This is a genomic window from Nostoc sp. (genome assembly GCF_036917355.1).
Classification (GTDB): Bacteria; Cyanobacteriota; Cyanobacteriia; order Cyanobacteriales; family Nostocaceae; genus Nostoc.
Genome location: NZ_JBALDP010000034.1, coordinates 101,859 through 128,388, shown reverse-complemented (window position 1 = coordinate 128,388; position 26,530 = coordinate 101,859). Strand labels below are relative to the sequence as shown.

Genomic DNA, 26,530 nt, shown 5'->3' with positions numbered 1-26,530 from the left:
CGATAACGGTCACTCATTAATTACCCCTACACATTAAATCGGAACAACATTACATCCCCTTCCTGCACAACATACTCTTTCCCTTCACTGCGAACTAACCCTTTCTCCTTCGCAGCATTCATCGAACCAGTTGTTACCAAGTCTTTATAAGCGACAGTTTCGGCGCGAATAAATCCCCGCTCAAAATCACTGTGGATTACACCAGCAGCTTGAGGCGCAGACATTCCTGCATTAATTGTCCAAGCGCGGGTTTCTTTGGGGCCGCAGGTGAAATATGTCCGCAAACCTAAAAGCGTGTAAGTTGCCCGAATCAATGATTTCAAACCACCTTCTTCCACACCTAAAGACGCGAGGAAATCAGCTTTATCTTCCTCTGGTAATTCCACTAATTCAGCTTCAACTTGAGCCGAAACTATCACAACTTGGGCCTTTTCAGTTGCTGCAATTTGCCGCACTATTTCCACAAAATGATTACCCATTGCCAACTCATCTTCAGATACATTCGCAGCGTAGATAATCGGTTTATAAGTGAGCAGTTCTAAACCTTTAATAATTTCTGTTTCTTCTTCATTCAAGCTCACCTGACGCACTGATTTACCTTCATTTAAAGCCGCAGCTAATTTTTCTAAAACTGTGATTTCAAACTGTGCATCTTTGCTGGTACGAGCTAGTTTGCGAGTGCGATCAATTCGCCGCTCAATTTGTGCTAAATCTGATAAACCCAGTTCTATATTAATGATTTCAATATCTCGCGCTGGGTCAACAGAACCAGCAACGTGGATAATATCATCATTTTCAAAACAACGTACCACATGGACGATCGCATCAACTTCCCGGATGTGGGACAGGAATTGATTCCCTAGTCCCTCACCCTGACTAGCACCTTTAACTAAACCGGCAATATCTACAAATTCAACCCGCGCCGGGATGATTTGTGCCGAACTGGCAATCTTAGCAAGAACATTTAACCGTTCATCCGGTACTGCGACAACGCCGACATTCGGTTCAATCGTGCAAAAAGGGAAGTTAGCTGCTTCTGCTTTAGCATTAGCAACTACAGCATTAAATAAAGTAGATTTTCCGACGTTGGGAAGTCCGACAATTCCGGCTCTTAGCATTTTGGATTTTAGATTTTGGATTTTGGATTACATTACCAAGGTAATCTAAACAGGTTCCGGTATGGTTTGGGGAATTGGCCCTGGAACTGTTTGAGGAATGGGAGCAGGTACTGGTTCTGGTACAGGCCCCGGTAACGGTTGAGGAATCGCTGGCCCCGGTACAGGTTCGGGACTAGGTAGCGGATTCGGCTCAGGATTGGGACTAGGTAGCGGACTCGGCCCAGGAGTAGGAATTTGTGGTTCGGGTATAGAAATCGCAGTAGGATTAATCATCGTAAGTCTAAATTAAATTATTCAACCTTCCCACGCTAGATGACAACCTCAGCTGTTGACATCTCTCCAAATAGCTATACCCACAAACACTTCATTTAATAATTTACCGCTCCTCTCATTCTCTGCGTCCCTCTGCGCTTCCCTCCGCGCTCCTTTGCGTTTAAACTCCAACCTCAATTCGTCACCATTTGCACAAAACTACTCCTCCTTCACCTTTTCTACCACCTCTGGCACTGGATCGTAACCACCTGGATGAAACGGATGACAGCGCAAAATCCGCCGAGTTGCCATCCAGCTACCACGCAACACTCCAAATCGTTCAATAGCTTCAATAGCATACATCGAACAAGTTGGTTGAAAGCGACAAGTCGGGAGAAACAACGGCGAGATAAACATTCGGTAGCCCCGAATCAGCCAAATAAATAATAATTTCATTGCAGCCACCCAAATCTTATAAATTAGTAACAGGGATAAAACTTTTCATTTTGTTGCATCTTTGTTAATTACATTTTCTGACTTCACCTCAATTCCGGTTTTATGGCTGCAAATTGCGTTGGCTGCAATCTGGGTATTACTCATCCTCTTGATTGCATGGGTGGTAAACCGCTTCGCCAACGAGCCAGAAATTGTGCGGAAGATAGTTCATATTGGCACTGGTAATGTGATTTTAATCGCTTGGTGGCTAGATATTCCTGCCAGTGTAGGGATTACAGCTTCTATTTTAGCGAGTGCAATCACCTTATTGTCCTACCGATTGCCCATTCTTCCTGGTATTAATAGCGTTGGACGGCAAAGTTTAGGGACATTTTTCTATTCTGTCAGTTTCGGTATTTTAGTTGCCTGGTTCTGGTATTTACAACAACCCCAGTATGCAGCACTCGGAATTTTGATAATGACTTGGGGAGATGGACTAGCAGCCTTAATTGGGCAACGCTTTGGTAAACATAAGTATAAAGTTTTTGGTACAGAAAAAAGTTGGGAAGGCTCCCTAACTATGATGCTCGTTAGCTATGTCGTCAGTAGTTTGATTTTAATTGGAACTCAAGGAAACAGTTGGCAAACTTGGGCGATATCCCTGATAGTGGCATTTATAGCTACTGCTTTAGAAGCTGTTTCATTTTTGGGTATTGACAATTTGACAGTTCCTTTGAGTAGTGCAGCCCTTGCCTTCTTTTTAAGTAACTTAGTTCTTAGTTAATAATCTTCTTGAGCGCCATTCCTAATTGTTCAGGACTTATGCAAAAACTCTCTGCAACTTTTATTCCTTTTCTACGAGACGTTATGCATAGCTTGCTTTTGTGTAGGGGTAGGCTAGCAGTGACGCTTAAACCTTTAACAATAAGCAAAGGTTAATGAGATTATTTTTGAAATTATTGAGAATAGACTGTTCTTATTGACATGATATGGCCGCCTTGACTTTGCGCCGAGCAGGTAGGCGAACAACTTGGAACTCCGAGGTTTAATACGTCAAACTAATGCAAAATATTCCAAAGCATAAGTATTTATAATCTCACCTCTATTGATAGCGCGTTTTGTCAACTCTCGTGAGATGATACTGTTGAGTCCAGTTAGTCATTCAATTTATCAAATTTTTTAATTTACTTAAAATCTCAGTTTAGGGTCTTTCAGATTTGACATTTATCAATTGCAGTTCTAACACTAATTGCATTGATAAATAGAATTTTATTCGCTATTTCAGACATCTCCTAATCTGAGGATTTCTTAATTTTTATCTCCTGAGCAGTCATGAAAGCTGTTTACCGACGCGCTCGCTTCCGTTATAAATGGAAAAAACAAGTCAGTCAAATCCTCTTTCCTGCTGCCTCCTGCCTTGTTTCTTTAAAGAGCGATAGTCGATAAATTATTAGTCTAGATTTTGCACCTGTGCAAAACTTTGAAACGCACTTCTTTAACATTACATAGTGTTCCCGCTAATTTCTATTCTGCTTCTGTAACGCTAAAAGGAAATAATTATGAGTTTATCTAATAAAATAGCCCAGAAAATAAGTAATTATGATAATCCTAAATCCATTGGTTCAAAATTTAGAAACAAACGAATCGCAACTTTAGTTTCAATAATTGAAAAAACTTATGAAAAGCATGGATTAGTTAACATACTTGATATTGGTGGAAGAAAAAATTACTGGAATATATTACCCGAAGAATTATTGAAGCTAAAGAAAGTTCATATAACTATTGTTAATTTACCTGGGGAAATTTTACCAGCAACTGAAGAACATTATAAATTTATTTATGGAGATGCTTGCAACCTGAATAATTTTCCAGATAATTCTTTCCATATAGTTCATTCTAATTCTGTAATTGAGCATGTTGGAAGTTGGCAAAATATGATAAATTTTGCTAAAGAAGTTAAAAGGCTAGCACCAAATACATATGTACAAACACCATATTTTTGGTTTCCAATAGAGCCACATTTTATGTGTCCTTTTTTCCATTGGCTACCGAGACCAGTAAGAATTAGTTTAATTATGCGTTTTGATTTAGGAAATCACAAACGTTCTCAGACAGTTAACGAAGCTACCGCCAAACTTGAAAATTATCGTTTGTTAGATAAGAAAATGTTACAAGAGTTATTTGTCGATTGTTTTATCAAGCATGAAGTAGTTTTTGGGATGACTAAATCTATCATAGCTATTCGTAATGAATAATAGACTATTGGGGATACCGCGACCATGACCGACGATATTTCAGAAAACGCTGTCACTACTACTAAGTAGGCTTTGCCTACAAATTATCTAGTCCTGTAGTTTAAACTTTGCAATTAGCAGGCGAGGATAAAATTTATAAAATTCTCAATTATTTTATCTTAAAAAAGCCTGAAACTATTGCTTGGCAATAATTTCAGGCTTTTATTCCTCGAATTTCATATTTATTAAATCTGCTTTAATATCTGCAGAATGCGGGTAAATTATGCCTCTAATTTTGCCGAGTCTATTAGCAGCGATCGCTCCAAAATCCAATCGAGTAAAATCGGATTGACTAACTCCGGTGCTTCATCCTGCGGACAATGCCCTACTCCCTCTAAAGGAATAAACTTTTCTACCTGGGGAAAGTTAGCCAATTCTCTCCCTAATTTAATTGGTTCCCACGGATCGGCTGTTCCCCACAAAATAATCGCCGGACACTGTAACAGTGGTAAAAGGTCTTCTGGTAGTGGCCCTGTAGAATAAGAAGTAAAAGCAAGAAACACAGCCCCAGCCCCCGGATCGCTTGCTGGTGACATCAAAATATCTACCAACTCATCTGTCACCATCTCAGGATTTGAGTATGCTTGCAGGAGAATTTTCCGCACCGTTTTCGGTTTAGCGAGTTGATTGAAAAAGAAATCGCCAACTGGTTTGATAGATAACAGGCGTTGCAGTAGAGGCGCTCCGTAACGACGAGATAAAGGTAAAGTTACCCGTTTGCGATTGTGCAACAGCCGTAAAGAACAGTTGAGCAAAGCAACTCCCAACGCAATATCTGGGTTGCTGACTGCTGCTTGCATAGCAACAATACAGCCAATGGAATTTCCGACTAAAAAAGCTGGCTCACCGACAACTTCACGGCAAAAATCTGCTACTTGTTGTCCCCAGGTTTCTAATGTGTAGGTAATTTTTTCATTAGGTTGAGGTTTTGCAGAAGCGCCAAAACCAATCAAATCAATAGTATAAACATGGCAATTTTCCGCTAATACCGGAATATTTTTTCGCCAGTGCCACCAAGAAGCACCAAATCCATGCACCAGGACAACAGCTGGCCCAGTAGTTCCTTGGGTTTGGTAACAGATCGGAAAATCTTGCCAAATCCAGGTTTTTATAGAGTTAAGTGCTGTTTTTGAACTTGAGGTTGTCATGGTAAATTTGATGTAAAGAATGCTAAAAGCTTTTTAGCAGCAAGGCACAAGTAAAATTGTTTTGAATTTGCAGAAAATTTATCAGATTTTCAAAATTAATCCTTTGCTCTAGTGATAGCCTATACATATACCACAAAAGCTTCTAGGCTGAATAATCCTAGCATCAAGCTGATAATTTTATCCAGTATAGAGAGTTTTTATCTTATTGATAGAGGTAATTTCCTCACAACTGAGATTATGTCAGTATTAAAAATCATAACGTTTCTAATATGAGTAATATTTGGGCTATTTTTTAGATGTGAGTGAATTAGCATCAGTGCTAGATTCAGTAGTTTCACAATTTACGATCGCAAATTTGGTCTATAAGATTGGCGAATATGAGGCATCGGCTAAGGGGTGGTTTGCAACTGGAAACTGACGCTGAATTTAACAATATTTTTCTTGTTCCTAGTTCTGCGGGCCAGAAATCATGAATCTACTAGAAACAATTGATACTCCCGTTGGGAGCTACGCACCAGATTTTGAATTGCCAGGAATTGATGGTCAAGTACACCATCTCAGGCGTTATCTTGAGAAGTTCCGAGCAGTCGGCGTTATTTCTATGTGTAACCACTGCCCTTATGTCGATCGGTATTTAGGCAGACTAAAAAACATTCAAGCCGAATTTGCCCCAAAAGGCTTCACACTAATTGGACTCAATGGTAGTAATGTTGACTACGACACTAGGTCAAGCTTTGAAAATATGAAAGCTTTTGCCCTACGTCACCAGTTGAATTTCCCCTACCTGTGGGACTCAACGCAAGATGTGACCGGTAGTTTCGGGGCAACAAAAACACCAACAGCCTTTCTCATAGATACTAACGGTATAGTCCGCTATAAAGGTAAAATTGATAATCATCCCCAAGAACCATTACCAGTGGGAGAGGATTATTTGAGAACTGCGATCGCCTCTCTATTTAAAGGTGAAGAAATAGCTATACCACAAACAGAACCAGTAGGTACTACATTGATTTGGCGTAACTAGACATAGATAGTCCCTGTAACTGTTATCTTAAATTGGAGGCAATTGCAACTTTTTTGATAAAGCGTAACTTCATGGGAACGAATTACCGACGGGTTTTACTCAAACTGAGCGGTGAAGCCTTAATGGGCAACATGGGCTATGGCATTGATCCCGAAGTGGTCAAAGGAATAGCACAAGAATTAGCAGAGGTGATAGCCACTGGTACTCAAATCGCCATAGTTGTTGGCGGCGGCAATATTTTTCGTGGCGTCAAAGCAGCGTCGGCGGGGATGGACAGGGCAACCGCTGACTATATCGGGATGATTGCCACGGTAATGAATGCCATGACGCTGCAAGATTCGCTAGAACGCATAGGAGTACAGACGCGGGTGCAAACCGCGATCGCTATGCAAGAATTAGCAGAACCATATATTCGTCGTCGTGCCATCCGTCATCTTGAAAAAGGACGGGTGGTAATTTTTGGTGCTGGTTCTGGAAATCCCTTTTTTACTACAGATACGACTGCGGCATTAAGAGCAGCAGAAATTGATGCTGAGGTGATTTTTAAAGCCACCAAAGTAGATGGAGTATATGATGCCGATCCTCATATTTATCCTGACGCCAAGCGCTACAATAGCTTAACCTACGCGCACGTTTTAGCCCAAGATTTGCGGGTGATGGATAGTACTGCGATCGCCTTATGTAAAGAAAATAATATCCCAATTCTGGTATTTGACCTAACGGTGCGAGGAAATATCCACCGAGCAGTCTTGGGAGAATCCATCGGCACCCTTGTGGGAGGTTCTTGTGAAATTAGCTGAAGCTGAAAGTACGATGCAAAAAACCGTTGAGGCAACTCAACGAGCTTTTAACTCGATTCGCACTGGTCGCGCCAATGCGAGTCTATTAGATAAGGTATTGGTGGACTATTACGGTTCGCCTACTTCCTTGAAATCACTGGCAAATATTAGCACGCCGGATGCTACGACGATCTTAATTCAACCCTACGAGCGCAACACCCTAAACATCATTGAGAAGGCTATTTCCCTCTCAGATGTGGGTTTAACACCCAGTAACGACGGTTCTGTAATCCGGTTGAATATTCCGCCCTTAACGAGCGAACGCCGTAAGGAATTCGTCAAAATGGCATCCAAGTATGCTGAAGAGGGTCGTGTTGCTATTCGCAACATTCGCCGTGATGCCATAGACGCCATTCGCAAACAGGAGAAAGCCTCTGAAATCTCCAAAGATGAATCAAAAGACCAACAAGACAACTTGCAAAAACTGACAAATGAGTATACTGCCAAAATAGACGCACTGTTGGCAGAAAAAGAAAAAGACATCACGACTGTTTAAAGTCAAAAGTCTTAAGCATAAAGGCTGAAGGATAATGGATAAATTCTTCAGCCTTTATCATTTCTTAATTTATTGCATAAATCCTAGAAAAATTGATCGAGTAAGTAACTAGACATGAATAATTAAACTAGGAACAATTCCTAAATTGCCCCTCTCAATAGAAAATAAACTAATTCTGGAGCAAAAATTCAATATGTACGACTGCATCATCGTCGGCGCTGGGCCAGCTGGTGGAACAGCTGCATATCATTTAGCCAAACAAGGTCGCTCAGTATTAGTGTTGGAAAAAGAATCTCTGCCAAGATATAAACCTTGTGGTGGTGGTGTATCTCCAGCGATCGCTCAATGGTTTGACTTTGATTTTAGCCCAGTAATTTCTGTAAAAGCTGACTCCCTCCGCTTTACCTGGAAATTAGGCGACCCTGTGGAAGCAAAAATCGCCACTAAAGAACCAGTCTGGATGGTGCGACGAGACATTTTTGACCATTTCCTAGTGCAGCAAGGACAAAAGCAAGGGGCTGAACTACGGGATAATACGGAAGTAACGGGTATTGAGTTTCAAGATGACTATTGGCAAGTTAACACAACTAATGGCCCAGTTACAAGTCGCTACTTAATTGCGGCTGATGGTGCTAAAGGGCCAATGGCAAAATGGCTCGGCTTCAAAGACCGTAAACGCCGTTTAGCAGGAGCTTTAGAGGCAGAAGTTGCCGCAAATGTCAAAGATAAATCGACAATTCATTTCGAGTTTGGCTTAGTGAAAAACGGCTATATTTGGAATTTCCCAAAAGCTGATGGTTATTCCATTGGTGTCGGTACATTTCTTGGCGGCGAACGCCAGGATTTTAAGAAAATTTTAGATGAGTACGCGCGATCGTTTAATGTAGATATCAAAACTGGCAAGCAGTATGGTTATCCTCTTTGCTTATGGGATGGCAACCAAAAGTTGCATACTCAAAATGCAGTTTTAGCTGGGGAAGCTGCTTGTGTAGTCGATCCGATGACAGCAGAAGGCATTCGTCCGTCAATTTTTAGCGGTTTGATTGCAGCAGGAGCCATTAATGAGGCTCTTTCTGGTGATACCAACGCTTTAGAAAAATATAGCGAAGCCATCAATGAACAATGGGGTACTGAGATGGCTTGGGCGCAAAAATTAGGTGGAGCATTTTATCGCTTTCCTGGCATTGGCTACAAAGTTGGTGTTAAGCGTCCTTCCGGTGCGAAAATCATGGGTAAGATTCTGTGTGGAGAACTGCGCTATGGCGATGTTGCTGGTCGCGCCCTCAAGCGTTTAATTCCTGGTTTTGGAGGTTAATTAACCCAACAAGTTGCTCAAGCAACTTGTTAAAGGTGGGTAAACTTCCACCACAGTCTAATAGGCATTTCTCAATATGGCAATTTACTTGACAAAACGGCTATCTGTGTTCGCTAATATTCTTGCTCTTATCCTGTTCATACCGGGAATTTCCTTAGCTGCACCCGTTCAAATCAATACTAATTCTGGTGTTCTTTTCGCCCAAACTACCACAACTGCAAGCTACTCCACCTGGTCGGAGATTAACCTGACTCCTTTACAACGGCAGGAACTCCAAGCTGTGCGTCAGAGAAGAAACAGGGAAATTGCGGCAGTGTTAAACTCATCCCAGCGTGACCAACTTAATCACAATCTCCGGGCTGGTAATAATATTAATCAAGCGCTAGAAAAACTAAATTTGCAACCAGAACAGCAAGATTTAGTAAAGGCGATCGTGCAATTTACTAACTTGAAAATGAAGGCTATTTCATCTAGACATTTGCTAAAAATAGCAGAGAAGTAAAAGTTTGATTTATAAAACTTATGGAAACATTTGACTAATCTAGACTTCAATTTCTGGAAAGGCAATCAAGGATAACGTTGCATCCTCCTGCAAAATAAATTCAAGATTGTAACCTTCCAAACCTGGTTCGCGGAAAACATAAATCTGACGCTGATTCACATCCAAAATCCAGTAGTCAGCAATTCCCGCTGTAGCATATACAGTATTTACGATGCCTGCGGCGGGCTACGCCTACGCACCTGCGGAATATGGGTTAAATAGTCAAAATCATTAACCAATCGAAAACCCTCTGAAAGGTGGCTACAGAGTCGATGGTAGGTTATTACTAGCAAGAATGAAGTGTCATGTAGAGGATAGCAAAGTGTTACTAAGGGGCAAATAAAGGCAAATCCCTCAATAGTTGCCTAGAGAGGGATTTAGTGTGGGCTAGAGAGATTTTGGAGTGAGTGTGGCGTTAATTTTTTGACTGCTAGTTTAAATTATTTGCTTTCTCAACTGCTTCCTTTAACTCTTCAAAGGTAATACTACCGTCTTTGTCTGAATCATAATTTACTAGTAATTCCTGGGGACTAGTGGTATTTGTTTCTGACGAGATGATTGCACTTAAGCCAGGACTTAAAAAAAGATCATTAATGGATACTTTGCCGTCTCGATCGCTATCTAAGGTATTAAAAAGAGATTGAAGCTCTTGCTCGGTTGCCATAAGTTTCTATCTGAATTGATTTTTCAATTTAATATCTCAAAATCTTGACAAATACGCAAGGATACTTAATAAAAAGATTTTATTGGGTGCGGGATGGCGATCGATATACTTTCGCGAATCGATGCGGACAACAGCGATATCTGGCTCAGGTTCGGAATATTGGCTCAACTGAATGGGATCTTGTACCCGAACTAAGACAACTTCTGCTAGCGATGCCTGCGGCGGGCTGCACCAACGCTTGAGATAATCAGATGCACTAGTGTTGTCGCTGTATGGGGGGATTTGTGGCACTTATGCGGATAACTTGCCCATCAATCAGTTCTACCCTTTCATCCTCTGTAATAAGACTGATTTCAAACATCCGGTGATATTCGTTTACAGTCGACAGGCGGACTCTAGTTTGTGTCATTGTATATTTCCTGCGGCGGCGGGCTACGCCTACGCACATCACTTATTAGGCGATTATCTCTTACTCTCAACTTTGGCAGCATCTATAATTAATCTTGCCCTATTTAGTTCGTTACCATGTCGGAAGAAGATATCCGAGCCGCCAGGCTGGAGAAAGTAGAACAACTCAAGCAGCTAGGGACTAACCCTTATGCCTATCGTTGGGAATCTACCCATCATGCAGCGCAGTTGCAAGAAAAATTTGCCGATTTATCCAGTGGCGAAGAAGTTGATTTAGAAGTTGCTATAGCCGGACGCATTATGGCGCGTCGCGTTTTCGGTAAATTGGCTTTCTTCACCTTGCAAGATGAAACCGGCACAATTCAGCTTTATCTGGATAAAAATCGTATCCAAGAAGGTATGGCAGATATTGATGCCGATGCCTTCAATCACCTGAAGCAACTTACAGATGCAGGCGACATTTTAGGAGCCAAAGGTACTATTAAACGGACTGAAAAGGGCGAGTTATCTGTCTACGTTAAACAATATACTATCCTCACTAAATCCCTGTTACCTCTACCCGACAAGTGGCATGGATTAACGGATGTTGCCAAGCGTTACCGTCAGCGCTACGTTGACTTGATTGTAAACCCGGAAGTGCGGCAAACTTTCCGCCGTCGCGCTCAAATTACTGCTGGTATTCGCCGCTATTTGGAACAGCGAGATTTTCTGGAAATTGAAACGCCAGTTTTGCAAAGTGAGACTGGGGGTGCAGATGCGCGTCCATTTATCACCTACCACAACACTTTAGAAATGGAGTTGTATCTGCGAATTGCCACAGAACTCCATCTCAAGCGGTTGATTGTGGGTGGTTTTGAAAAGGTGTTTGAATTGGGGCGGGTTTTCCGCAATGAGGGAATTTCGACTCGACACAATCCCGAATTTACGACGATTGAAGTTTACCAAGCTTACGCCGACTACAACGATATGATGGCGTTGACTGAAGGGATTATTACTACTGTCGCCCAAGATGTACTCGGCACATTACAAATTACCTACCAAGGGGAACCGATAGATTTAACACCACCTTGGCGGCGGGTGACAATGCACGATTTAGTTAAAGAATTTACAGGCTTGGATTTTAATTCGTTCCAAAGTTTAGAAGAAGCAAAAACAGCAAGTAAAAATGCTGCTATTCCTGGTATAGATGAAGCCCAATCAATTGGTAAGTTACTAAATTTAGCCTTTGAAGAGAAAGTAGAAGCTAATTTAATTCAACCTACCTTTGTAATTGATTACCCTGTAGAAATTTCGCCCCTAGCAAAACCTCACCGTTCTGTACCTGGTTTGGTGGAACGATTTGAGTTATTTATAGTCGGGCGAGAAACTGGGAATAGCTTCTCAGAACTTACCGATCCCATCGATCAAAGAGAACGTTTAGAAGCACAAGCGGCACGGAAAGCTGCTGGTGACTTAGAAGCCCAAGGTGTAGATGAAGACTTTCTGACAGCTTTGGAATATGGTATGCCACCTACAGGTGGTTTAGGGATTGGGATCGATCGCTTGGTGATGTTATTAACCGATTGTGCCAGTATTCGGGATGCGATCGCCTTCCCTTTACTCAAGCCAGAAAAATCAGAATCATCCCTAGATGAAGCCAGTAGTAACAATTCGTAATTGAACTGGGGATTAGAGACTAGGGATTGGGTACTGGGGAAGATTTTAACTCTTCCTCCTCATCTCCCTAATCCCCCAGTTTTTATACCACTACTTTTTCTAAGATCAGCTTAGAACGTTTGACTTGCTCAGGAATGGTGACGGGGTAATCTCCAGTGAAGCAGGCAGAGCAGAAACTATTGGTGTCTTCTCGTGTCGCTTCTAGCATTCCTTCCCAACTCAGATAGGCGAGGCTGTCTACTTCCAGTTGCTTGGCAATTTCTGCTACTGACTTGGTAGCAGCAATTAGCTGATCTTGAGAATCGGTATCGATGCCATAGAAGCAGGGATGAGTTACAGGCGGAGACGAAATTCGCATGTGTACCTCTATTGCACCTGCATCACGCAAAGTTTTGACTAATTTACGGCTGGTAGTACCCCTTACAATCGAGTCGTCTACAATAATTACTCGTTTACCTACCAGCACATCTTTGAGAGGGTTAAGTTTCATCCGCAGACCCGATTCCCGCATGGTTTGGGTTGGTTGAATGAAGGTTCGCCCAACATAGCGATTTTTAATCAGTCCTTCGCCGTAAGCGACACCAGACGCTTGGGAAAATCCAATAGCAGCAGGTATACCAGAATCAGGAACACCAAAAACAATATCGGCATCTACAAAAGATTCTTTAGCTAGCTGGTGTCCTAATCGCATTCGATAGCTGTACAAACTCTCGTTGTGCATAACGCTATCAGGGCGGGCAAAGTAAATCATTTCAAAGATACACAATTTCCGCTCAGATTTTTGACTCCAATGATAAGAAGCTAAACCTTCTTCAGTAATCCAAACTAATTCACCTGGTTCTACGTCTCGCAGGTATTCGGCTCCAATGATGTCTAAACCACAAGTCTCGGAAGCCAAAACGTAACGGACTGGATTACCAGCCAAAGTGCCGATTACTAAGGGGCGGATTCCATTAGGGTCACGGACACCCATAACGCCGACGGGAGTGCCAATAACTAAACTAAAGGCTCCTTGGCAACGTTGAAATGCCTTAATTGCACCTTCTAGCCAATCAGCTCCCGTATCTATGGCTTCTGCGATCGCAAAAGCGATCATTTCTGAGTCTGTTGTTGTGACTAAGTTACATTTATTCTCAAGCAACTCTTGACGAAGTTGCACAGTATTGACTAAATTACCATTGTGTGCAAGAGCTATTGAACCTAAACGGGTTTCTAGTACTGCGGGTTGGGCATTAACTTTGCGGCTAGAACCTGTGGTGGAATAACGAGTGTGACCAACAGCAAGACTACCGGGCAATTGATCCAAGACAGATTCATTGAAGACTTGAGACACCAAGCCCATGTCTTTGTGGAGATGTACTTGTGTACCCTCAAAGGTGGTAATGCCAGCTGATTCTTGACCCCGATGCTGAAGGGCATACAATCCAAAGTAGGTCAGTTTAGCAACGTTTTCTCCTGGGGCGTAGATGCCAAAAACACCACAAGCTTCTTCTGGCTTGTCAGGTTGATTTTCATGACTATTGATTGGGTTGTTGGTCTGGTCGGGGTATTCATCCGAAGTGACAGAATGAATAGAAATCATGCTAGCTTTGCTCCTAGTGGGGGGGGTCAATCAATTTTGGATTTGAGACTTCGGCTACGCTCAGTCGAACGATTGACGATTTTGGATTGATCGCACCGTAGTAAGGATGCGGCTTGGAATTTAAGAATGGCGATTTTAGATTTTTTTGCCCAGTAAGAGCAAGGTATGAACTAGAAGCAATGCCCCTAATCCAAAATCTAAAATTGGTAGTCAGTCACTGGGATTATGTAGATGGATGGGGAGTTCTTAACAAATCTTTAACCATCCATTAAAACAGTACCGTAAATTTGCTCAGAGACGCTAATAAAAGAGTGAGGAATTAGGAGTTATGCTTTTTATTCCTAACTCCTCACTTTCAACTCCTAACTTCTTCAGGGGTAGTGGTATGGATGGCGAGACGTTTGGCGATCGCATGGGAATAGCGATCGTTCATATCTTCGATACTAACTTTGATTAAGGTTTGGTTATCAGTGGTGAAAACCCCCAAACCCGTCTCAAAATTACTAACTACACCCAGTTTTTGCCACTCTTGACCCAGATGTTCCTGTAAATATGATTCCCAAATTTCTTGTTGTGCTGATGCTACAGAAACTAAAATTCTGGCACCACCTTCGGCAAACAACACCTCGTCAAGGCGAGGCAGTGCAATCTTGGGGTCTCCCCAAGTGGAGCAACTGCCGTGGTTTAACTGTGTAGGCGCTATTTCTAAATTGATTTCGGCACCAAGATTGCCAGCAAGACAAGATTCGGCTAGTGCGATCGCCACTCCTCCCTCAGCAGAATCGTGAGCTGAACGTACCCAACCATTACGAATTCCTTCACGACAAACTTTCTGGACGCGGCGTTCCAAGTCAAAATCTACCCGTGGTGGTTTTCCGGCAACAGTATTGTGGATAGTGGCTAAATACTCAGATGCTCCCAAATTAATTTGGGATGCCAGAGGCAATCCCAGAAGATAAATCACATCGCCGGATGCTTGCCAACCTTGACCACAAATTTTGGTGATATCGGGAATCAAGCCCACCATACCGACAACAGGAGTGGGATAAATGGGTTGTGGGATGCCTTGAGAATCAAGAGTTTCATTGTACAAAGAGACGTTGCCGCCCGTGACTGGTGTCGCCAATTCTCGGCAACCTTCCGCCAAACCGCGACAAGCTTCTGCCAATTGCCAGTAACCAATGGGTTTTTCTGGAGAGCCAAAATTTAGGTTATCTGTCACCGCCAGAGGTTCAGCACCCACACAGCTAAGATTGCGTGCAGCCTCTGCCACCACTGCCTTAGCTCCTTCGTAGGGGTCAAGATAAACATAACGAGGATTGCAATCTACCGTCGCCGCAACACCGGGTTGAACATTGGGAATTTTTCTCTGCTCCTCTGCTCCCCCGCTCCCCCGCTCCCTATCCTCTTCCAGAGGGCGCAAACGGATAACAGCCGCATCTGCACCACCTGGCAGCATTACTGTATTATTTTGTACTTGATGGTCATACTGACGATATACCCAATTTTTAGAAGCGATCGTGGGTGTATCGAGCAAAGTTAAGAGAATATCATTCCAACTTTGCAGTCCTCCTGAGAGTTCTATTCCAGTAGTTGTAGAAGGAGGTAGGGAATCAGCAGTCCATTCCCAAGCTTGACGCGCATATTCTGGTGCTTCTGCCAATAACTCCCGGTTATATAGTGGGGTATTCTCCGCCAAAGCCTCAGCGGGAATTTCTGCTGCTACTTCACCGTGAAAGAGAATTCGCACAATCGGATCGGCGATGACTGTACCGGCAACAACGGCTTGAAGTCCCCACCGATGGAAAATGTCAATTAATTCTTGCTCGCGCCCTTTATGAGCAACAAACAGCATTCGCTCTTGAGATTCCGAAAGCAGATATTCGTAAGGAACCATCCCCATTTCTCTGACGGGAATCTTATCTAAATCTAATTCAATTCCCACACCGCCTTTTGCCGCCATCTCTGAGGTAGAACAGGTGATCCCCGCTGCTCCCATATCTTGGGCGGCGACAACTGCACCCGTCTTAAACGCCTCCAAACAAGCTTCAATTAACGACTTTTCCAAAAATGGATCGCCCACTTGTACAGCAGGGCGATCGTCTATGGATTGATCGCTCAATTCTGCACTAGCAAAACTCGCGCCTCCCATACCGTCGCGCCCAGTGGTGGAACCAACATACAGCACGGGGTTGCCTAAGCCAGATGCTCCAGATTTGACGATTTCTGAGGTTTCCATCAACCCCAATGCCATAACGTTCACCAGAGGATTACCAGAGTAAGCAGAGTCAAAGTAGACTTCGCCGCCAACGGTGGGTACTCCCACACAGTTACCATAATGAGAGATTCCTGCCACCACACCGCTAAACAGTCGTTGGGTTTTGGGATCTTCTAAGGAACCAAAGCGTAACGAGTTTAATAGGGCAATGGGACGCGCACCCATTGTGAAAATATCTCTGAGAATACCTCCGACTCCCGTTGCCGCTCCTTGAAAGGGTTCGACCGCTGAGGGATGGTTGTGAGATTCAATCTTAAAAGCTAGTTGGAGTCCATCACCCAAGTCTACAACACCAGCATTTTCACCAGGCCCCACCAGGATGCGGGGACCATCGGTGGGAAATTGTTTGAGTAAAGGTCGAGAATTTTTATAACAACAATGCTCTGACCACATCACGCCAAACATTCCTAGTTCAGCTTTATTAGGATGACGGCCTAGCCGACGGACAATTTCTGCGTATTCTTCTGGTTTAAGACCTTCAGCAGCAATTTCTTGGGGGGAAAAGGCTGGTTTTGAGGTTGCAGTCATGGAAGTAATGCACTCTGGGGGGACAGAGCATTATTCTATCGATTTACTTGCGCTGTAAGTGCAGTTCCAGAAATGTAGATAATTCTTCTTTGGATATTTCTTTCTGAACTACTTGAATCACCAAGTTGTAAGCTTGCTCTTGAGATAGGTTGAGAGTGTAGCCATTTAAGCTCAAAAAAGTAAGCATAACAGCGAAAGCGGTACGCTTATTGCCATCAATAAACGGATGGTTCATTGCTAAATGGTATAGGTACGCTGTTGCTTGCTCGTGAATTGTTGGATGGAGAAGTTCACCGCCAAAAGTAGCTTGAGGTTGTGCCAATGCTGAATCTAGCAAACCTTCGTCTTTAACACCTGATGTTCCACCAAATCTTTGAATTTGGCGTTGGTGAATATTTAAGACCTGAGAAATAGTGAGAAATTTAGGAGTCTGCAAGCTGAAGGAATACCTCTTCCCATTTTTTTTCAACTGCTAAGTAAGCCTGCCATACTTCTTCATCTGAGGCAATCTGATTTGAGGCAGTATTTTCTAATTTGTCTTCATTTTGTTCAATTTTACGGAAATATTCGGCAAAATCAGGAATATTTAATAATACTTTTTCAGTAACTTCGTTTTCTTCTGTTTCTTGCAAATAAGCCAGAAACGCGACTGCTAATCGCAACTTTTCAATAGAAAGTTGACGCAAACGGCTTTCGGCTTCTGATAAATAAGTGCTTTGCTTTTGTTCTGTTGCCATCGTTACCCCAAGCTAGGTTCATTGCCAGTTATGAATCAGTTTTCTTGCTAACTCTAGCTTATCGCCCTATTGTGATTTACTCATTATGTTGCAAAACACGATGCCTACGGCGGCAAGCTACGCAATTTTACTTCCTGTAGATTGAAGCGCGATCGCTCTTCAATTTAAACTCTAACTAAATACTTGTATTTCCATCTTGGTAAATATTGACAGTAGATGCTTATACAGCCTTTATTACAAGCAAACTTGTTTCTTGGATGGAAGGGTAGTACAACCCCAAAATGCACTCAATAGGATTATTCCGACCATGAGGTAGACAAAATTAAGATCGTTAGCACACAAAATGCTTTAGTCTTTAAAGATAACTTGATTTTTTAATCTTGGTGAAATTTCTAGCTCCTTTACTTACGTGAGTCTAGTCTCACTCAGAGATTATTCGGGTATATGCAGTTTAGATGTAACAATCAAGTGACGAGAATCACACATATCGATGATTAGGATCGTCTCCCAGCGATTGGTAACTAGGCATAATTAATGACAACTGAACTCTAGCCGAGTCATTAATAGGGAACACACTTAATAGCCGACAGCCTTAATCAAGGACTGTCGGTTTTTTGTATCTATATTGTTTTTGTCTTTTGAGCAATGCCCCTCAAGAGTGCTGAGTAGGGAAAATTTCAACTCGGAACTCGCTCGGAACTCGGAACAGGCTAAACGCCCCACTACCTCTAACGGAACTGTTTTGCCCCATACCTATAAAATTTCCCCACAACTGGTTGGTAACTTGACAGAGATTTTGCCACAGCCACTACCAAATGTGGGGAAGGTATGATCAAATTGGGGATTTTATGCCTATCGAGCGCTAATACCTCGCACTCACTCTAGTAGACCGGAAGTATATTCCTAGAACCAGCACACACTTTGTATTAAGACATCGCTTGAATGATGTAATCAAAGTAAGGTGCTGCTTCGGCAGCGTCTTCCGCACTTAGTAAGCTAAGGGAGGCTGTTTTGAGGGAATTGATCGCTTCTACCATTCCAGGCACGGGAACGCCCAATGAATTGTACATTTCCCGCACACCAATCAAACCGATTTTTTCAATTGGTTCTTTGTCACCGGCAAGTACACCATAAGTAATTAGGCGTAAGTACCAGCCAAAATCACGGATACATAGAGAGCGTTGGCGTTCACCGTAAGCATTACCTCCAGGGGAGATAAAGTCAGGACGCTTCTGCCAAAGTTGTTTGGTTGCTTCTTGAACTATCTTCTTTTCGTTTTCGGCTAAGGTAGCCGCAATCCGCGTCCGTTGTACGCCGGTTTGCAAAAAGTCTTTGATATTTTTAAGTTCGCCACTGCTGGGATAACGCAGTTCGTCGTCGGCTTTGAGAATAACTTGGCTAATTACAGTCATGATTATTGAAATCACCTGAAATATTATCTGTTAGTTTAGCGAGTTGGAGGTACACAAGTGAAGGGATAGGAGCTACTTATGTATTGAATTTATCTATTTTGGGGAGTGGGGACTGAAGAATGGAATAAGTAACAGGTTACAGAGTACAGATTATTCCCTGTCACCTGTCACCTAATCCCAATGACCAATGACCAATGACCAATGACAAATGACTAAAATAATTTGGCAACAGGGTGAATTAATTGAAGTGACGATCGCTAACCTGAGTGATACAGGCGATGGTGTGGGGCGCGCTGATGAACGTGTAGTGTTTGTCCCAGATACTGTCCCAGGCGATCGCGCCATTGTCCGTTTAGTACACGTTAAACCCAAATACGCCCACGGTAAGCTCCAAGAGCTATTGGAACCATCCCCCCACCGTATTCGGCCCAGTTGTATTGTGGCTGACAAGTGCGGTGGTTGCCAGTGGCAGCATATTAATTATGATTACCAGCTAGTAGCCAAGCAAAATCAAGTTATCCAAGCTTTAGAACGCATTGGCGGTTTTATCCAACCACCAGTAGATCCGGTACTTGCTGCCCCTTCTGCTCTCAGCTACCGTAACAAATCTACATATCCTCTCTCGCTATCAGCAACAGGACAAGTACAAGCTGGTTACTATCAAAAAGGTAGTCACCAATTAATTAATTTAAATCAATGTCCAGTCCAAGATGCGCGATTAAATCCCTTACTTGCCGAAGTTAAGCAGGATATTCAACGGCAAGGTTGGCAAATTTACGACGAACAGCGCCACCAAGGAAAAATTCGCCATCTCGGTTTACGCATTGGCCGACATACTGGAGAAATGTTGCTGACTTTGGTGGTAAAAGACTGGAATTTATCAGGAATTGAAACCCAAGCCCAGGAATGGTTAAAGCGCTATCCGCAGTTAGTGGGAGTGTCGCTCAATCGCAATAGCGATCGCACAAATGCTATCTTTGGATCAGAAACCCGTTGCATCGCTGGAGTACCCCACCTGCGTGAAAATTTTGCTGGACTGGAATTTCAAGTACGCCCAGATACATTTTTCCAAGTGTATACCGAAACAGCAGAGGCACTATTACAAGTAATTCAATCAGAACTCAATCTTCAAGGGCATGAGTTCCTAGTTGATGCCTATTGTGGTATTGGGACTTTAACTTTGCCTCTCGCCAAAAAAGTACGTATTGCTACAGGATTAGAAGTGCAATCAGCAGCAGTAGAACAAGCAATTTTGAATGCCCACCGCAACGGAATTGATAATGTGACATTCCAAGTCGGGGCAGTAGAGAAATTGCTTCCCCAAATGGGCACAATACCAGAAGTAGTAATACTCGATCCACCACGTAAGGGGTGCGATCGCGCAGTCATAGATACTTTACGGCAATTGAAACCATCTTGGATCGTTTACGTCAGCTGTAAAGTAGCTACCCTCGCCCGCGACCTGAAATTGCTTTGTCAAGATGGGCAATATACCATCACACGGGTACAACCTGCTGATTTTTTCCCTCAAACTGCTCATGTTGAAGCTGCCGCCTTTCTTGTGCTATCACATTTTGACAAGGGTAGTAATTCCTTCAAAAAAACTGAAATTTGAAAATTTTAGTCTAGTGCATACTAAAGATGCTAAAATTGAATTAAGCTAAAAATAAAAATTCATTTTGTTTAAATAAATTCAAGTTGCATGGGTTCTTAAAAACATGAAGAAGATTGCGTAAATTATAAATCGGTAACTAACTAGAGTATGCCAATACTATCTAGAATTAACAGCATATTCTTAATTTGCTGATCTCATGACCAAACTTATTCCAGCCGATATATACCTAAACAATCCCAATTCATAGTTATAGAGCCAATGCTCCCTAGCATTTTCAAAATTTAGTTTTAAAGACGCAAGTTTGAAGGCAGCATGACCACCTCAAGTTTTATCAGGGTGACTGTAATAGCAAACTGATGTCTAGCTAACTGAAAGCTATGGGGTTTCTCTTGTGATTACTATTTCACTCCGTCCAGTTGGACGTTATTGGGGCACTATTAGTTTTGCCTCAACCCTCTACCTTTGTCCCATCTTAGACTTATTGTTGGCAGAAATTCCAGCAAGATTACAAGCAGAACTGCGGCTAGGACTTCAAGAAGCCCTAGTAAATGCGGCTAAACATGGTAATAATCTCGATCCTAGTAAAACAGTCCTAGTTCGTTTTTCCGTAATAGATAATCAATATTGGTGGATAATATCAGACCAAGGTAGTGGCTTTACTCCTTCATCTACTATTAATGAAGAACCAACAGACTATCTTCCACCAGATGAGTCAGAAAATGGTCGTGGTTTATGTCTTCTGCATCAAATTTTTGATCAGGTAGAGTGGAACCGCAAAGGCACAGAATTGAGGCTTTGTAAACAAATGGAAAATCGCCGAGGATTATCTCTGCGGCGATGATGTAGTTAGGAGTTAGGAGTTGAATAATAATTCATAACTCCTAACTTTTCCCGTGAGTCGGACAGGGAGGGGCAGAAATAGAGCGATCTAACCAACCAACTGCCTGTTGTAATCTCGCTTGAGCTTCTTCTGGCTGATTCTTTAAAAGATATACAATTGCTGCTGCCACTTGTTCATTAGCACGGGAATTACGGTTAGACTTGAGGCGATGCCAATCGTTAGGGGAAATAGTCAGCCTTTCCATGAGGGCTTGAGCTAGTTCCAGAGTACTAAGTTCATTCAGTTGACTGGTTTTAGGCAGCTGAGTAGATTGAGACATAATTATTGGCACATTTGCATTTACTTCTACTTTACTACTTGTAAATGAAGCCGCCAAAACAATCACAGCCGTCAGCAGAAAATCCCGAACCAAATTTTGAAGAAGAACTAGAGGAAGTAGAGCGATCGCTCGTATCCTTAAGAGAACGTTACGATCAAGTGCAACGCGATCGCCAACAACAGGCACAATGGCAACAACGCCGGGATCAACTAAAGCACAATAAATCTCAGACACCAGAAATCAAAGCAGAGTTACGGCACATTCAACAGCAGTTGGAAAGGCTAGAACTAAACTTAGAAAGCCAGTTATTTTCTTGGCGTAGCCTCAAAAAACCTTTCTGGCAAGTAGTCCGCTTTGGTGGAATGGGCGTTATCATAGGCTGGATATTAAAGTCTTATGCTGGATAAATATGGTAAATCGACGGATTGCAGAAATATTGCGAAGTGGCCAACCTGATGAGTCCCTCCAAGTGCAAGGCTGGGTGCGGACGAAGCGCGAGTCCAAAGGGTTTGCTTTTATTGAAGTCAATGACGGCTCATCACTAGCTAATTTGCAAGTCGTCATTAATCAGGATTTGCCAGATTATGAAGCTATATTGAAAAAACTGAATACGGGTGCTGCTGTCGAAGCGACAGGGGTACTAGTGGCTTCTCTGGGGAAAGGACAGCGAATTGAGTTGAAAGCCGAGTCCGTGAAAGTTTACGGTGAAGCTGATCCCGATACATATCCTCTGCAAAAGAAACGCCATTCCTTTGAGTTTCTGCGAACCATTGGACATTTGCGATCGCGCACTAATTCCTTTAGTGCAGTTTTCCGCGTCAGAAATGCTTGTTCGACAGCAATTCACCAATTTTTCCAACAAAGAGGCTTTTTGTGGGTACACACACCCATCATCACCGCTAGCGACTGCGAAGGCGCGGGTGAACTGTTTAGCGTTACCAGTTTAGATTTAAAGAATATTCCCCGCACAGATAATCAAGCAGTAGATTACAGCCAAGACTTTTTTGCTAAACCCACATATTTAACAGTTAGCGGCCAGTTGGAAGCAGAAGTGATGGCGATGGCATTTAGCAACGTCTACACCTTTGGCCCTACCTTCCGTGCAGAAAATTCCAACACCTCGCGCCACCTAGCAGAATTTTGGATGGTTGAGCCAGAAATGGCTTTTTGCGATCTAGAAGGCGATATGGATTTAGCTGAGGCGTTTCTCAAGCACATTTTTAAATATGTATTGGAAACTTGCCCAGAAGATATGGAGTTTTTCAATGAACGCATTGATAAATCTGTGTTGGCAACAGCCGAAAATATAATTAATAATCAGTTTGAACGCTTAACTTATACAGAAGCCATCAAACTTTTAGAAAAAGCTGATGTTAAATTTGAATATCCAGTGAGTTGGGGTTTAGACTTACAATCAGAACACGAACGATACTTGGCTGAACAACAGTTTAAAAAGCCAGTAATTGTCACAGATTACCCAGCACAAATCAAAGCTTTTTATATGCGCTTGAACGACGATGAAAAAACCGTCCGCGCAATGGATATTCTCGCACCGAAAATTGGCGAAATTGTCGGCGGTTCCCAGCGTGAAGAACGCTTAGAAGTTCTAGAACGTCGTGTATTAGCGCAAGGATTAAACCCAGAAGACTTGTGGTGGTATTTGGATTTGCGTCGTTATGGTACTGTTCCACACGCCGGTTTTGGTTTGGGTTTTGAACGACTCGTGCAATTTATAACGGGTATGGGAAATATTCGTGATGTGATTCCGTTTCCGCGTACACCACAAAGTGCTGAGTTTTAGTTTGAGAATTTGAAAACCAGGCGATTATAAATCGCATCTACACAAACCAAGTCCGTCTCGATGGACTAATCAAAACTTTAAAACCCGCGAATGCGGGTTTTACTTGTATAGCCATATATCTTCTAAAGCGATTAATTAAAATTAAGAATTTTGAATCTCCTCTTGTAAAACTTGAATTTGCTCAAGAGATAATTCAGTAACTTGAGCAATTTGTTCTAAACTCATTCCAATTCGCAACAAATTTAAAGCCAACTTTCTTGTTGTTTCCGCTTTACCTTTGGCTTCACCTTTAGCTTCGCCTTCTTCTAGGATTTGTTGATAAATGACTGATTCGCGCATAATCTCACTCCTTAATATTTTGCTAATTACATTTTTACCTAGCACCAGACCTGCTAAAATGCCACTGGCAGCAGCTATATTTCTTTGTAGCTGGCGATCGCTAATCGCTTCAACCGCTTTGGCTACTTGGGTTAATACCATTGTAGGATCGTTTGTCTGACTTAGCACGGCAAAGGGTAATAGCCCTGGAATACTCAAAAACCTTTCTGTTGGTTGTTCCCACAGGCGTATTACTTCAAACTGATGGTAAGTGTTGTTTAATCTAAAAGTATTTTCACTAACTAATTCGGAACTGGTTTTTCTCAACGCGAATTGGTTCGTTTGATAATTCAGTAGGGCTAAGTTCTGTTAATTTAATCGGTGAACCTAGTAACCAAGTTGCCAAGTCATCTTTGAAGTTTTCGGCAATGAATTTACAGATATTGTCATACATGGCAGCTTTCAAAAATGGATATCATGTATTGCTGATAAAAATTAAATTTGTTAGTCTTGGGTTTCCTTGCGTCAACCCAACCTACTATTACTAGACATCCTATGATAGGTGTCTTGCATAGTCTACAAGTAATACAAAAGCTAGCACTGGAGATGAAAATTAGTGTTAATGTTACTTCTCAACATTGGAAATGAGCGATATGCCATAGAAAGCCGACAGGTTATAGAAGTAATACCACTTGTTATACTCAAAACTTTGCCCCACCAGGCTGAGCATATCGCTGGTGTTTTTAACTATCGCGGACGTATTGTACCAGTAATTGATTTATGTCAGTTGATGCGTGGTAAACCCTCCAGTGAGTACTTGAGTACTAGGATTGTATTAGTCAATTATTGGGGGAGTAATAATACAGAACTTAAGGCTCCCTATATTTTGGGTTTGATGACAGAACAAGTTGTAGAAACATTACATAAGTCTGAGTCTGAATTTGTTAATCCCAATATCCAGATAGATACAGCGCCATATTTGGGCAAAATGATTGTAGATGATCGAGGGATGATTCAGTGTCTTCGCATTGAGTACTTGTTGTCAGAAGCGCAGCAAGTCAATCTCTTGCCAGAAACTCATCACAATACTAGATTTTAGATTGGTCTGAAGACTCTATAAATGGCACAATCTGTTATTGAAGCTTTACTAAAAAGCAAGATTGGTTTAGATGCAAATTCTATTGGTGCTGATGCGATCGCAAGTGTGATTTATCAACGCATGGCAGATTGTGGCATCACAGATATTGCTAACTACCTGGGAAAGTTACAGGCATCTAGCCAAGAATGGGAAGCACTGATTGACAGCATAATTGTTCCAGAAACTTGGTTTTTCCGAGAACCAGAATCTTTTGCATTTCTGAAGCATTATGTATTATCTGAGTGGTTGCCAAAAAATCCCCAGGGCATACTGCGGGTTTTGAGTGTACCGTGTGCAACAGGTGAAGAAGCATATTCCATTGCGATCGCTCTTTTGGAAGCAGGATTGAACCCTGCAAACATTCACATTGATGCTGTTGATATTAGCAACAAGTGCCTGGTAAAAGCGCAACGAGCAATCTACCATCAATACTCGTTTCGTAGCAATAGCCGATCCTTTCAAGAAGGCTATTTTCAGGCAACTGAGGCAGGATACCACCTATGCGAACAGGTAAAATGTATGGTGAATTTTCTGCAAGGTAACTTAGTAGATACCGATTTTTTATTGGGTACGCCGCCCTATGATATTGTCTTTTGCCGTAACCTGCTGATTTACTTTGATAGTGCCACCAAGGTACATACTATTAGAATTCTAGAAAGGTTGGTAAACCCGCAAGGTTTTCTATTTGTTGGACATGCTGAAGCTTGGTTACTATTTAAAACTCAATTTGTTTCAGTTCGTCAAGATTCAGTAGTTGCTCATCGAAAGTCCCCAACGTGCGAAAATGTTCGCAAAAATCATCATCCCAATCTTCAGAAACAAGACTTTAGCAGCAAAAATATTGATGTTCTCAACAAGCGACAACTACCGAACAAAAACCATTCCAAGTTTGCCGCACAAGGGAGATTGAATCTTCCTCCTCAAAACCCCATATTACCAAAAGACCTGAAGATAAATTTGTTAGAAACAGCCAGAAACTTAGCTAATCAAGGTCAGTTGAATGAAGCTGCTAAATTATGCAACGACTATCTGAACCAAAATCAGGTCAGTATTGAAGCGTATCTTCTACTTGGTCAGGTACAGCAAGCAATGGCACAAAATGAGCAGGCGGAACAATCTTTTCAAAAAGCAATCTACCTGCAACCTACTCATGAAGAGGCACTTATTCATTTAGCATTACTCAGAGAACATCAAGGAAATAATGGTAGCGCAAATATCCTTTGGCAGCGAATTCACCGACTAAAGAAGAAGTGAAATCAGGATAGCGCTTAATAATTTGTTTCAAAATTGAATATGCAAACTGTTAATCTCGTTTACGATCTGGGAACTCTAGTAATTGCAAGTGTTTCAAAAGACTTTTAACATCATATTCAAAAATCTTTACAACAAATGAATCAGTTATAAAGGCGTATATCTGTATGAGCCTACCCATATAATTCAATACGGCTCAGTTAAGGGTTACTGGCAACAATTTTGAGTTTTCGAGACGCGATAAATCGCCGTCTCTACAAGTGTTTTGGGCTTATCTGAAAGTGCAAACGGCGGATTCTCTACGGAAATTAATAGTGCGATCGCTCAACTCAATCAAGTGGCTCTTGGATTACGTCAAGAGATTGCCCGCTTTCAGGTGAAAACAGAATATTCCGGTTTAACTCCTCAGCAATCAATCTAATCAACAATTGAGGAAATATCTCAAAACTTTTATTTTATTAGTAAAAGCTAATTTCTGAACTAAGCTACCTACTTAATAATTTGTTTAAAAATAAAAATA

The 26,530-nt window shown here is 42.1% G+C and carries 29 protein-coding genes and 1 pseudogene; 16 read left to right on the top strand and 14 right to left on the bottom strand.

The genetic code is table 11. The features are described 5' to 3' along the window. Positions 1-26 precede the first annotated feature (26 nt). From ychF to yidD, 3 genes are all read right to left on the bottom strand, one after another. Positions 27-1,118, bottom strand: a complete 1,092-nt coding sequence (gene ychF / locus V7K53_RS10190) for a redox-regulated ATPase YchF (RefSeq protein WP_335197390.1) — start codon at positions 1,116-1,118, stop codon at positions 27-29. Positions 1,119-1,163: 45 nt separating this feature from the next. Continuing rightward, complete coding sequence (locus V7K53_RS10185; protein WP_196508711.1) at positions 1,164-1,391, bottom strand: hypothetical protein; 228 nt, start codon at positions 1,389-1,391, stop codon at positions 1,164-1,166. Positions 1,392-1,589: 198 nt separating this feature from the next. Continuing rightward, the gene (yidD, locus tag V7K53_RS10180; RefSeq protein ID WP_012412579.1) at positions 1,590-1,826 is read right to left on the bottom strand and encodes a membrane protein insertion efficiency factor YidD; all 237 of its coding nucleotides are present in this window, start codon (positions 1,824-1,826) and stop codon (positions 1,590-1,592) included. A 61-nt stretch (positions 1,827-1,887) separates the two neighbouring features. Between yidD and V7K53_RS10175 the strand changes: the two genes are divergently transcribed. After that, on the top strand, positions 1,888-2,589 hold the full coding sequence (locus tag V7K53_RS10175; protein WP_335197389.1) for a diacylglycerol/polyprenol kinase family protein: 702 nt from the start codon (positions 1,888-1,890) through the stop codon (positions 2,587-2,589). A gap of 775 nt (positions 2,590-3,364) precedes the next feature. Continuing rightward, positions 3,365-4,060: a class I SAM-dependent methyltransferase gene (locus V7K53_RS10170; RefSeq protein ID WP_335197388.1), complete on the top strand. Its 696-nt coding sequence runs from the start codon at positions 3,365-3,367 to the stop codon at positions 4,058-4,060. A gap of 260 nt (positions 4,061-4,320) precedes the next feature. Here the strand turns inward: V7K53_RS10170 and V7K53_RS10165 are convergent, their stop codons facing one another. Next, the gene (locus V7K53_RS10165) at positions 4,321-5,247 is read right to left on the bottom strand and encodes an alpha/beta fold hydrolase (RefSeq protein ID WP_335197387.1); all 927 of its coding nucleotides are present in this window, start codon (positions 5,245-5,247) and stop codon (positions 4,321-4,323) included. 469 nt (positions 5,248-5,716) lie between these two features. On the opposite strand from V7K53_RS10165, the gene V7K53_RS10160 reads away from it, so the two are divergent. From V7K53_RS10160 to V7K53_RS10140, 5 genes are all read left to right on the top strand, one after another. Continuing rightward, a complete protein-coding gene (locus tag V7K53_RS10160; RefSeq protein WP_335197386.1) occupies positions 5,717-6,271 on the top strand; it encodes a thioredoxin family protein in 555 nt (184 codons plus the stop codon). A 71-nt stretch (positions 6,272-6,342) separates the two neighbouring features. Then, positions 6,343-7,071 (top strand): UMP kinase, encoded by a 729-nt coding sequence (gene pyrH, locus V7K53_RS10155; RefSeq protein ID WP_094348577.1) that lies wholly within the window; start codon positions 6,343-6,345, stop codon positions 7,069-7,071. Beyond that, a complete protein-coding gene (frr, locus tag V7K53_RS10150) occupies positions 7,058-7,606 on the top strand; it encodes a ribosome recycling factor (RefSeq protein WP_335197385.1) in 549 nt (182 codons plus the stop codon). Before pyrH ends, frr begins: the two co-directional genes overlap by 14 nt. A 193-nt stretch (positions 7,607-7,799) precedes the next feature. Beyond that, a complete protein-coding gene (locus tag V7K53_RS10145) occupies positions 7,800-8,921 on the top strand; it encodes a geranylgeranyl reductase family protein (RefSeq protein WP_335197384.1) in 1,122 nt (373 codons plus the stop codon). Between the two features lie 76 nt (positions 8,922-8,997). Beyond that, the gene (locus V7K53_RS10140; RefSeq protein ID WP_335197383.1) at positions 8,998-9,423 is read left to right on the top strand and encodes a hypothetical protein; all 426 of its coding nucleotides are present in this window, start codon (positions 8,998-9,000) and stop codon (positions 9,421-9,423) included. 39 nt (positions 9,424-9,462) lie between these two features. On the opposite strand, the gene V7K53_RS10135 is transcribed toward V7K53_RS10140, so the two are convergent. Both V7K53_RS10135 and V7K53_RS10130 read right to left on the bottom strand, forming a co-directional pair. Beyond that, a complete protein-coding gene (locus V7K53_RS10135) occupies positions 9,463-9,636 on the bottom strand; it encodes a Uma2 family endonuclease (protein WP_335197406.1) in 174 nt (57 codons plus the stop codon). Between the two features lie 256 nt (positions 9,637-9,892). Next, positions 9,893-10,126 (bottom strand): EF-hand domain-containing protein, encoded by a 234-nt coding sequence (locus V7K53_RS10130; RefSeq protein ID WP_289796891.1) that lies wholly within the window; start codon positions 10,124-10,126, stop codon positions 9,893-9,895. Between the two features lie 44 nt (positions 10,127-10,170). Between V7K53_RS10130 and V7K53_RS10125 the strand changes: the two genes are divergently transcribed. Continuing rightward, the gene (locus V7K53_RS10125; RefSeq protein WP_335197382.1) at positions 10,171-10,368 is read left to right on the top strand and encodes a hypothetical protein; all 198 of its coding nucleotides are present in this window, start codon (positions 10,171-10,173) and stop codon (positions 10,366-10,368) included. 14 nt (positions 10,369-10,382) lie between these two features. Here the strand turns inward: V7K53_RS10125 and V7K53_RS10120 are convergent, their stop codons facing one another. After that, complete coding sequence (locus V7K53_RS10120; RefSeq protein ID WP_335197380.1) at positions 10,383-10,535, bottom strand: hypothetical protein; 153 nt, start codon at positions 10,533-10,535, stop codon at positions 10,383-10,385. A gap of 116 nt (positions 10,536-10,651) precedes the next feature. On the opposite strand from V7K53_RS10120, the gene lysS reads away from it, so the two are divergent. After that, the gene (lysS, locus tag V7K53_RS10115; RefSeq protein ID WP_335197379.1) at positions 10,652-12,190 is read left to right on the top strand and encodes a lysine--tRNA ligase; all 1,539 of its coding nucleotides are present in this window, start codon (positions 10,652-10,654) and stop codon (positions 12,188-12,190) included. A gap of 82 nt (positions 12,191-12,272) precedes the next feature. On the opposite strand, the gene purF is transcribed toward lysS, so the two are convergent. The 5 genes from purF to V7K53_RS10090 form a co-directional block, all read right to left on the bottom strand. Next, positions 12,273-13,772: an amidophosphoribosyltransferase gene (gene purF / locus V7K53_RS10110; protein WP_335197378.1), complete on the bottom strand. Its 1,500-nt coding sequence runs from the start codon at positions 13,770-13,772 to the stop codon at positions 12,273-12,275. A gap of 355 nt (positions 13,773-14,127) precedes the next feature. Then, positions 14,128-16,578 (bottom strand): phosphoribosylformylglycinamidine synthase subunit PurL, encoded by a 2,451-nt coding sequence (gene purL, locus V7K53_RS10105; RefSeq protein WP_335197377.1) that lies wholly within the window; start codon positions 16,576-16,578, stop codon positions 14,128-14,130. A 43-nt stretch (positions 16,579-16,621) separates the two neighbouring features. Beyond that, positions 16,622-17,014 carry a type II toxin-antitoxin system death-on-curing family toxin gene (locus tag V7K53_RS10100; RefSeq protein WP_335197376.1) on the bottom strand — a complete coding sequence of 131 codons (393 nt, stop codon included), beginning with the start codon at positions 17,012-17,014 and terminating at the stop codon, positions 16,622-16,624. Further along, positions 17,001-17,315, bottom strand: a complete 315-nt coding sequence (locus V7K53_RS10095) for a hypothetical protein (protein ID WP_335197375.1) — start codon at positions 17,313-17,315, stop codon at positions 17,001-17,003. The genes V7K53_RS10100 and V7K53_RS10095 overlap by 14 nt, the downstream gene beginning before the upstream one ends. 926 nt (positions 17,316-18,241) lie before the next feature. Beyond that, positions 18,242-18,727, bottom strand: coding sequence for an allophycocyanin subunit alpha-B (locus tag V7K53_RS10090; protein WP_094348587.1), 486 nt, complete (start codon positions 18,725-18,727; stop codon positions 18,242-18,244). 208 nt (positions 18,728-18,935) lie between these two features. Here V7K53_RS10090 and rlmD point away from each other — a divergent pair, with 208 nt between their 5' ends. Together rlmD and V7K53_RS10080 are read left to right on the top strand one after the other, a co-directional pair. After that, positions 18,936-20,342, top strand: coding sequence for a 23S rRNA (uracil(1939)-C(5))-methyltransferase RlmD (gene rlmD / locus V7K53_RS10085; protein ID WP_335197374.1), 1,407 nt, complete (start codon positions 18,936-18,938; stop codon positions 20,340-20,342). A gap of 391 nt (positions 20,343-20,733) precedes the next feature. Then, positions 20,734-21,183 (top strand): ATP-binding protein, encoded by a 450-nt coding sequence (locus V7K53_RS10080; RefSeq protein WP_335197373.1) that lies wholly within the window; start codon positions 20,734-20,736, stop codon positions 21,181-21,183. A 40-nt stretch (positions 21,184-21,223) separates the two neighbouring features. Here V7K53_RS10080 and V7K53_RS10075 read toward each other — a convergent pair whose 3' ends face one another. Beyond that, the gene (locus V7K53_RS10075) at positions 21,224-21,502 is read right to left on the bottom strand and encodes a DUF6439 family protein (protein ID WP_292730277.1); all 279 of its coding nucleotides are present in this window, start codon (positions 21,500-21,502) and stop codon (positions 21,224-21,226) included. Between the two features lie 44 nt (positions 21,503-21,546). Here V7K53_RS10075 and V7K53_RS10070 point away from each other — a divergent pair, with 44 nt between their 5' ends. Both V7K53_RS10070 and asnS read left to right on the top strand, forming a co-directional pair. Continuing rightward, the gene (locus tag V7K53_RS10070) at positions 21,547-21,909 is read left to right on the top strand and encodes a hypothetical protein (protein WP_335197372.1); all 363 of its coding nucleotides are present in this window, start codon (positions 21,547-21,549) and stop codon (positions 21,907-21,909) included. A 2-nt stretch (positions 21,910-21,911) separates the two neighbouring features. Continuing rightward, positions 21,912-23,303, top strand: a complete 1,392-nt coding sequence (gene asnS / locus V7K53_RS10065) for an asparagine--tRNA ligase (RefSeq protein ID WP_335197371.1) — start codon at positions 21,912-21,914, stop codon at positions 23,301-23,303. 141 nt (positions 23,304-23,444) lie between these two features. Here the strand turns inward: asnS and V7K53_RS10060 are convergent. Further along, a pseudogene (locus V7K53_RS10060) lies at positions 23,445-24,075 on the bottom strand (Rpn family recombination-promoting nuclease/putative transposase). 168 nt (positions 24,076-24,243) lie between these two features. Here V7K53_RS10060 and V7K53_RS10055 point away from each other — a divergent pair. The 3 genes from V7K53_RS10055 to V7K53_RS10045 all read left to right on the top strand — a co-directional run bounded on the left by V7K53_RS10055 (position 24,244) and on the right by V7K53_RS10045 (position 26,431). Next, entirely contained in the window at positions 24,244-24,720 is a 477-nt protein-coding gene (locus V7K53_RS10055; protein WP_335197405.1) for a chemotaxis protein CheW, read from the top strand. Between the two features lie 21 nt (positions 24,721-24,741). Then, on the top strand, positions 24,742-26,013 hold the full coding sequence (locus tag V7K53_RS10050) for a CheR family methyltransferase (protein ID WP_335197370.1): 1,272 nt from the start codon (positions 24,742-24,744) through the stop codon (positions 26,011-26,013). Positions 26,014-26,275: 262 nt separating this feature from the next. Next, on the top strand, positions 26,276-26,431 hold the full coding sequence (locus V7K53_RS10045) for a hypothetical protein (protein WP_335197369.1): 156 nt from the start codon (positions 26,276-26,278) through the stop codon (positions 26,429-26,431). The last annotated feature ends 99 nt before the right edge of the window (positions 26,432-26,530 follow it).

What these genes read in the sequence shown, in the direction of transcription:
- V7K53_RS10070 (WP_335197372.1), top strand. Translation starts at nt 21,547, where the DNA reads ATGAAGCCGCCAAAACAATCACAGCCGTCAGCAGAAAATCCCGAACCA.
- asnS (WP_335197371.1), top strand. Translation starts at nt 21,912, where the DNA reads ATGGTAAATCGACGGATTGCAGAAATATTGCGAAGTGGCCAACCTGAT.
- yidD (WP_012412579.1), bottom strand. Translation starts at nt 1,826, where the DNA reads ATGAAATTATTATTTATTTGGCTGATTCGGGGCTACCGAATGTTTATC.
- V7K53_RS10120 (WP_335197380.1), bottom strand. Translation starts at nt 10,535, where the DNA reads ATGACACAAACTAGAGTCCGCCTGTCGACTGTAAACGAATATCACCGG.
- V7K53_RS10165 (WP_335197387.1), bottom strand. Translation starts at nt 5,247, where the DNA reads ATGACAACCTCAAGTTCAAAAACAGCACTTAACTCTATAAAAACCTGG.
- V7K53_RS10130 (WP_289796891.1), bottom strand. Translation starts at nt 10,126, where the DNA reads ATGGCAACCGAGCAAGAGCTTCAATCTCTTTTTAATACCTTAGATAGC.
- ychF (WP_335197390.1), bottom strand. Translation starts at nt 1,118, where the DNA reads ATGCTAAGAGCCGGAATTGTCGGACTTCCCAACGTCGGAAAATCTACT.
- V7K53_RS10055 (WP_335197405.1), top strand. Translation starts at nt 24,244, where the DNA reads ATGTTACTTCTCAACATTGGAAATGAGCGATATGCCATAGAAAGCCGA.
- V7K53_RS10095 (WP_335197375.1), bottom strand. Translation starts at nt 17,315, where the DNA reads ATGGCAACAGAACAAAAGCAAAGCACTTATTTATCAGAAGCCGAAAGC.
- V7K53_RS10090 (WP_094348587.1), bottom strand. Translation starts at nt 18,727, where the DNA reads ATGACTGTAATTAGCCAAGTTATTCTCAAAGCCGACGACGAACTGCGT.
- V7K53_RS10075 (WP_292730277.1), bottom strand. Translation starts at nt 21,502, where the DNA reads ATGTCTCAATCTACTCAGCTGCCTAAAACCAGTCAACTGAATGAACTT.
- V7K53_RS10185 (WP_196508711.1), bottom strand. Translation starts at nt 1,391, where the DNA reads ATGATTAATCCTACTGCGATTTCTATACCCGAACCACAAATTCCTACT.
- lysS (WP_335197379.1), top strand. Translation starts at nt 10,652, where the DNA reads ATGTCGGAAGAAGATATCCGAGCCGCCAGGCTGGAGAAAGTAGAACAA.
- V7K53_RS10140 (WP_335197383.1), top strand. Translation starts at nt 8,998, where the DNA reads ATGGCAATTTACTTGACAAAACGGCTATCTGTGTTCGCTAATATTCTT.
- V7K53_RS10170 (WP_335197388.1), top strand. Translation starts at nt 3,365, where the DNA reads ATGAGTTTATCTAATAAAATAGCCCAGAAAATAAGTAATTATGATAAT.
- purF (WP_335197378.1), bottom strand. Translation starts at nt 13,772, where the DNA reads ATGATTTCTATTCATTCTGTCACTTCGGATGAATACCCCGACCAGACC.
- V7K53_RS10050 (WP_335197370.1), top strand. Translation starts at nt 24,742, where the DNA reads ATGGCACAATCTGTTATTGAAGCTTTACTAAAAAGCAAGATTGGTTTA.
- rlmD (WP_335197374.1), top strand. Translation starts at nt 18,936, where the DNA reads ATGACTAAAATAATTTGGCAACAGGGTGAATTAATTGAAGTGACGATC.
- V7K53_RS10145 (WP_335197384.1), top strand. Translation starts at nt 7,800, where the DNA reads ATGTACGACTGCATCATCGTCGGCGCTGGGCCAGCTGGTGGAACAGCT.
- V7K53_RS10160 (WP_335197386.1), top strand. Translation starts at nt 5,717, where the DNA reads ATGAATCTACTAGAAACAATTGATACTCCCGTTGGGAGCTACGCACCA.
- purL (WP_335197377.1), bottom strand. Translation starts at nt 16,578, where the DNA reads ATGACTGCAACCTCAAAACCAGCCTTTTCCCCCCAAGAAATTGCTGCT.
- pyrH (WP_094348577.1), top strand. Translation starts at nt 6,343, where the DNA reads ATGGGAACGAATTACCGACGGGTTTTACTCAAACTGAGCGGTGAAGCC.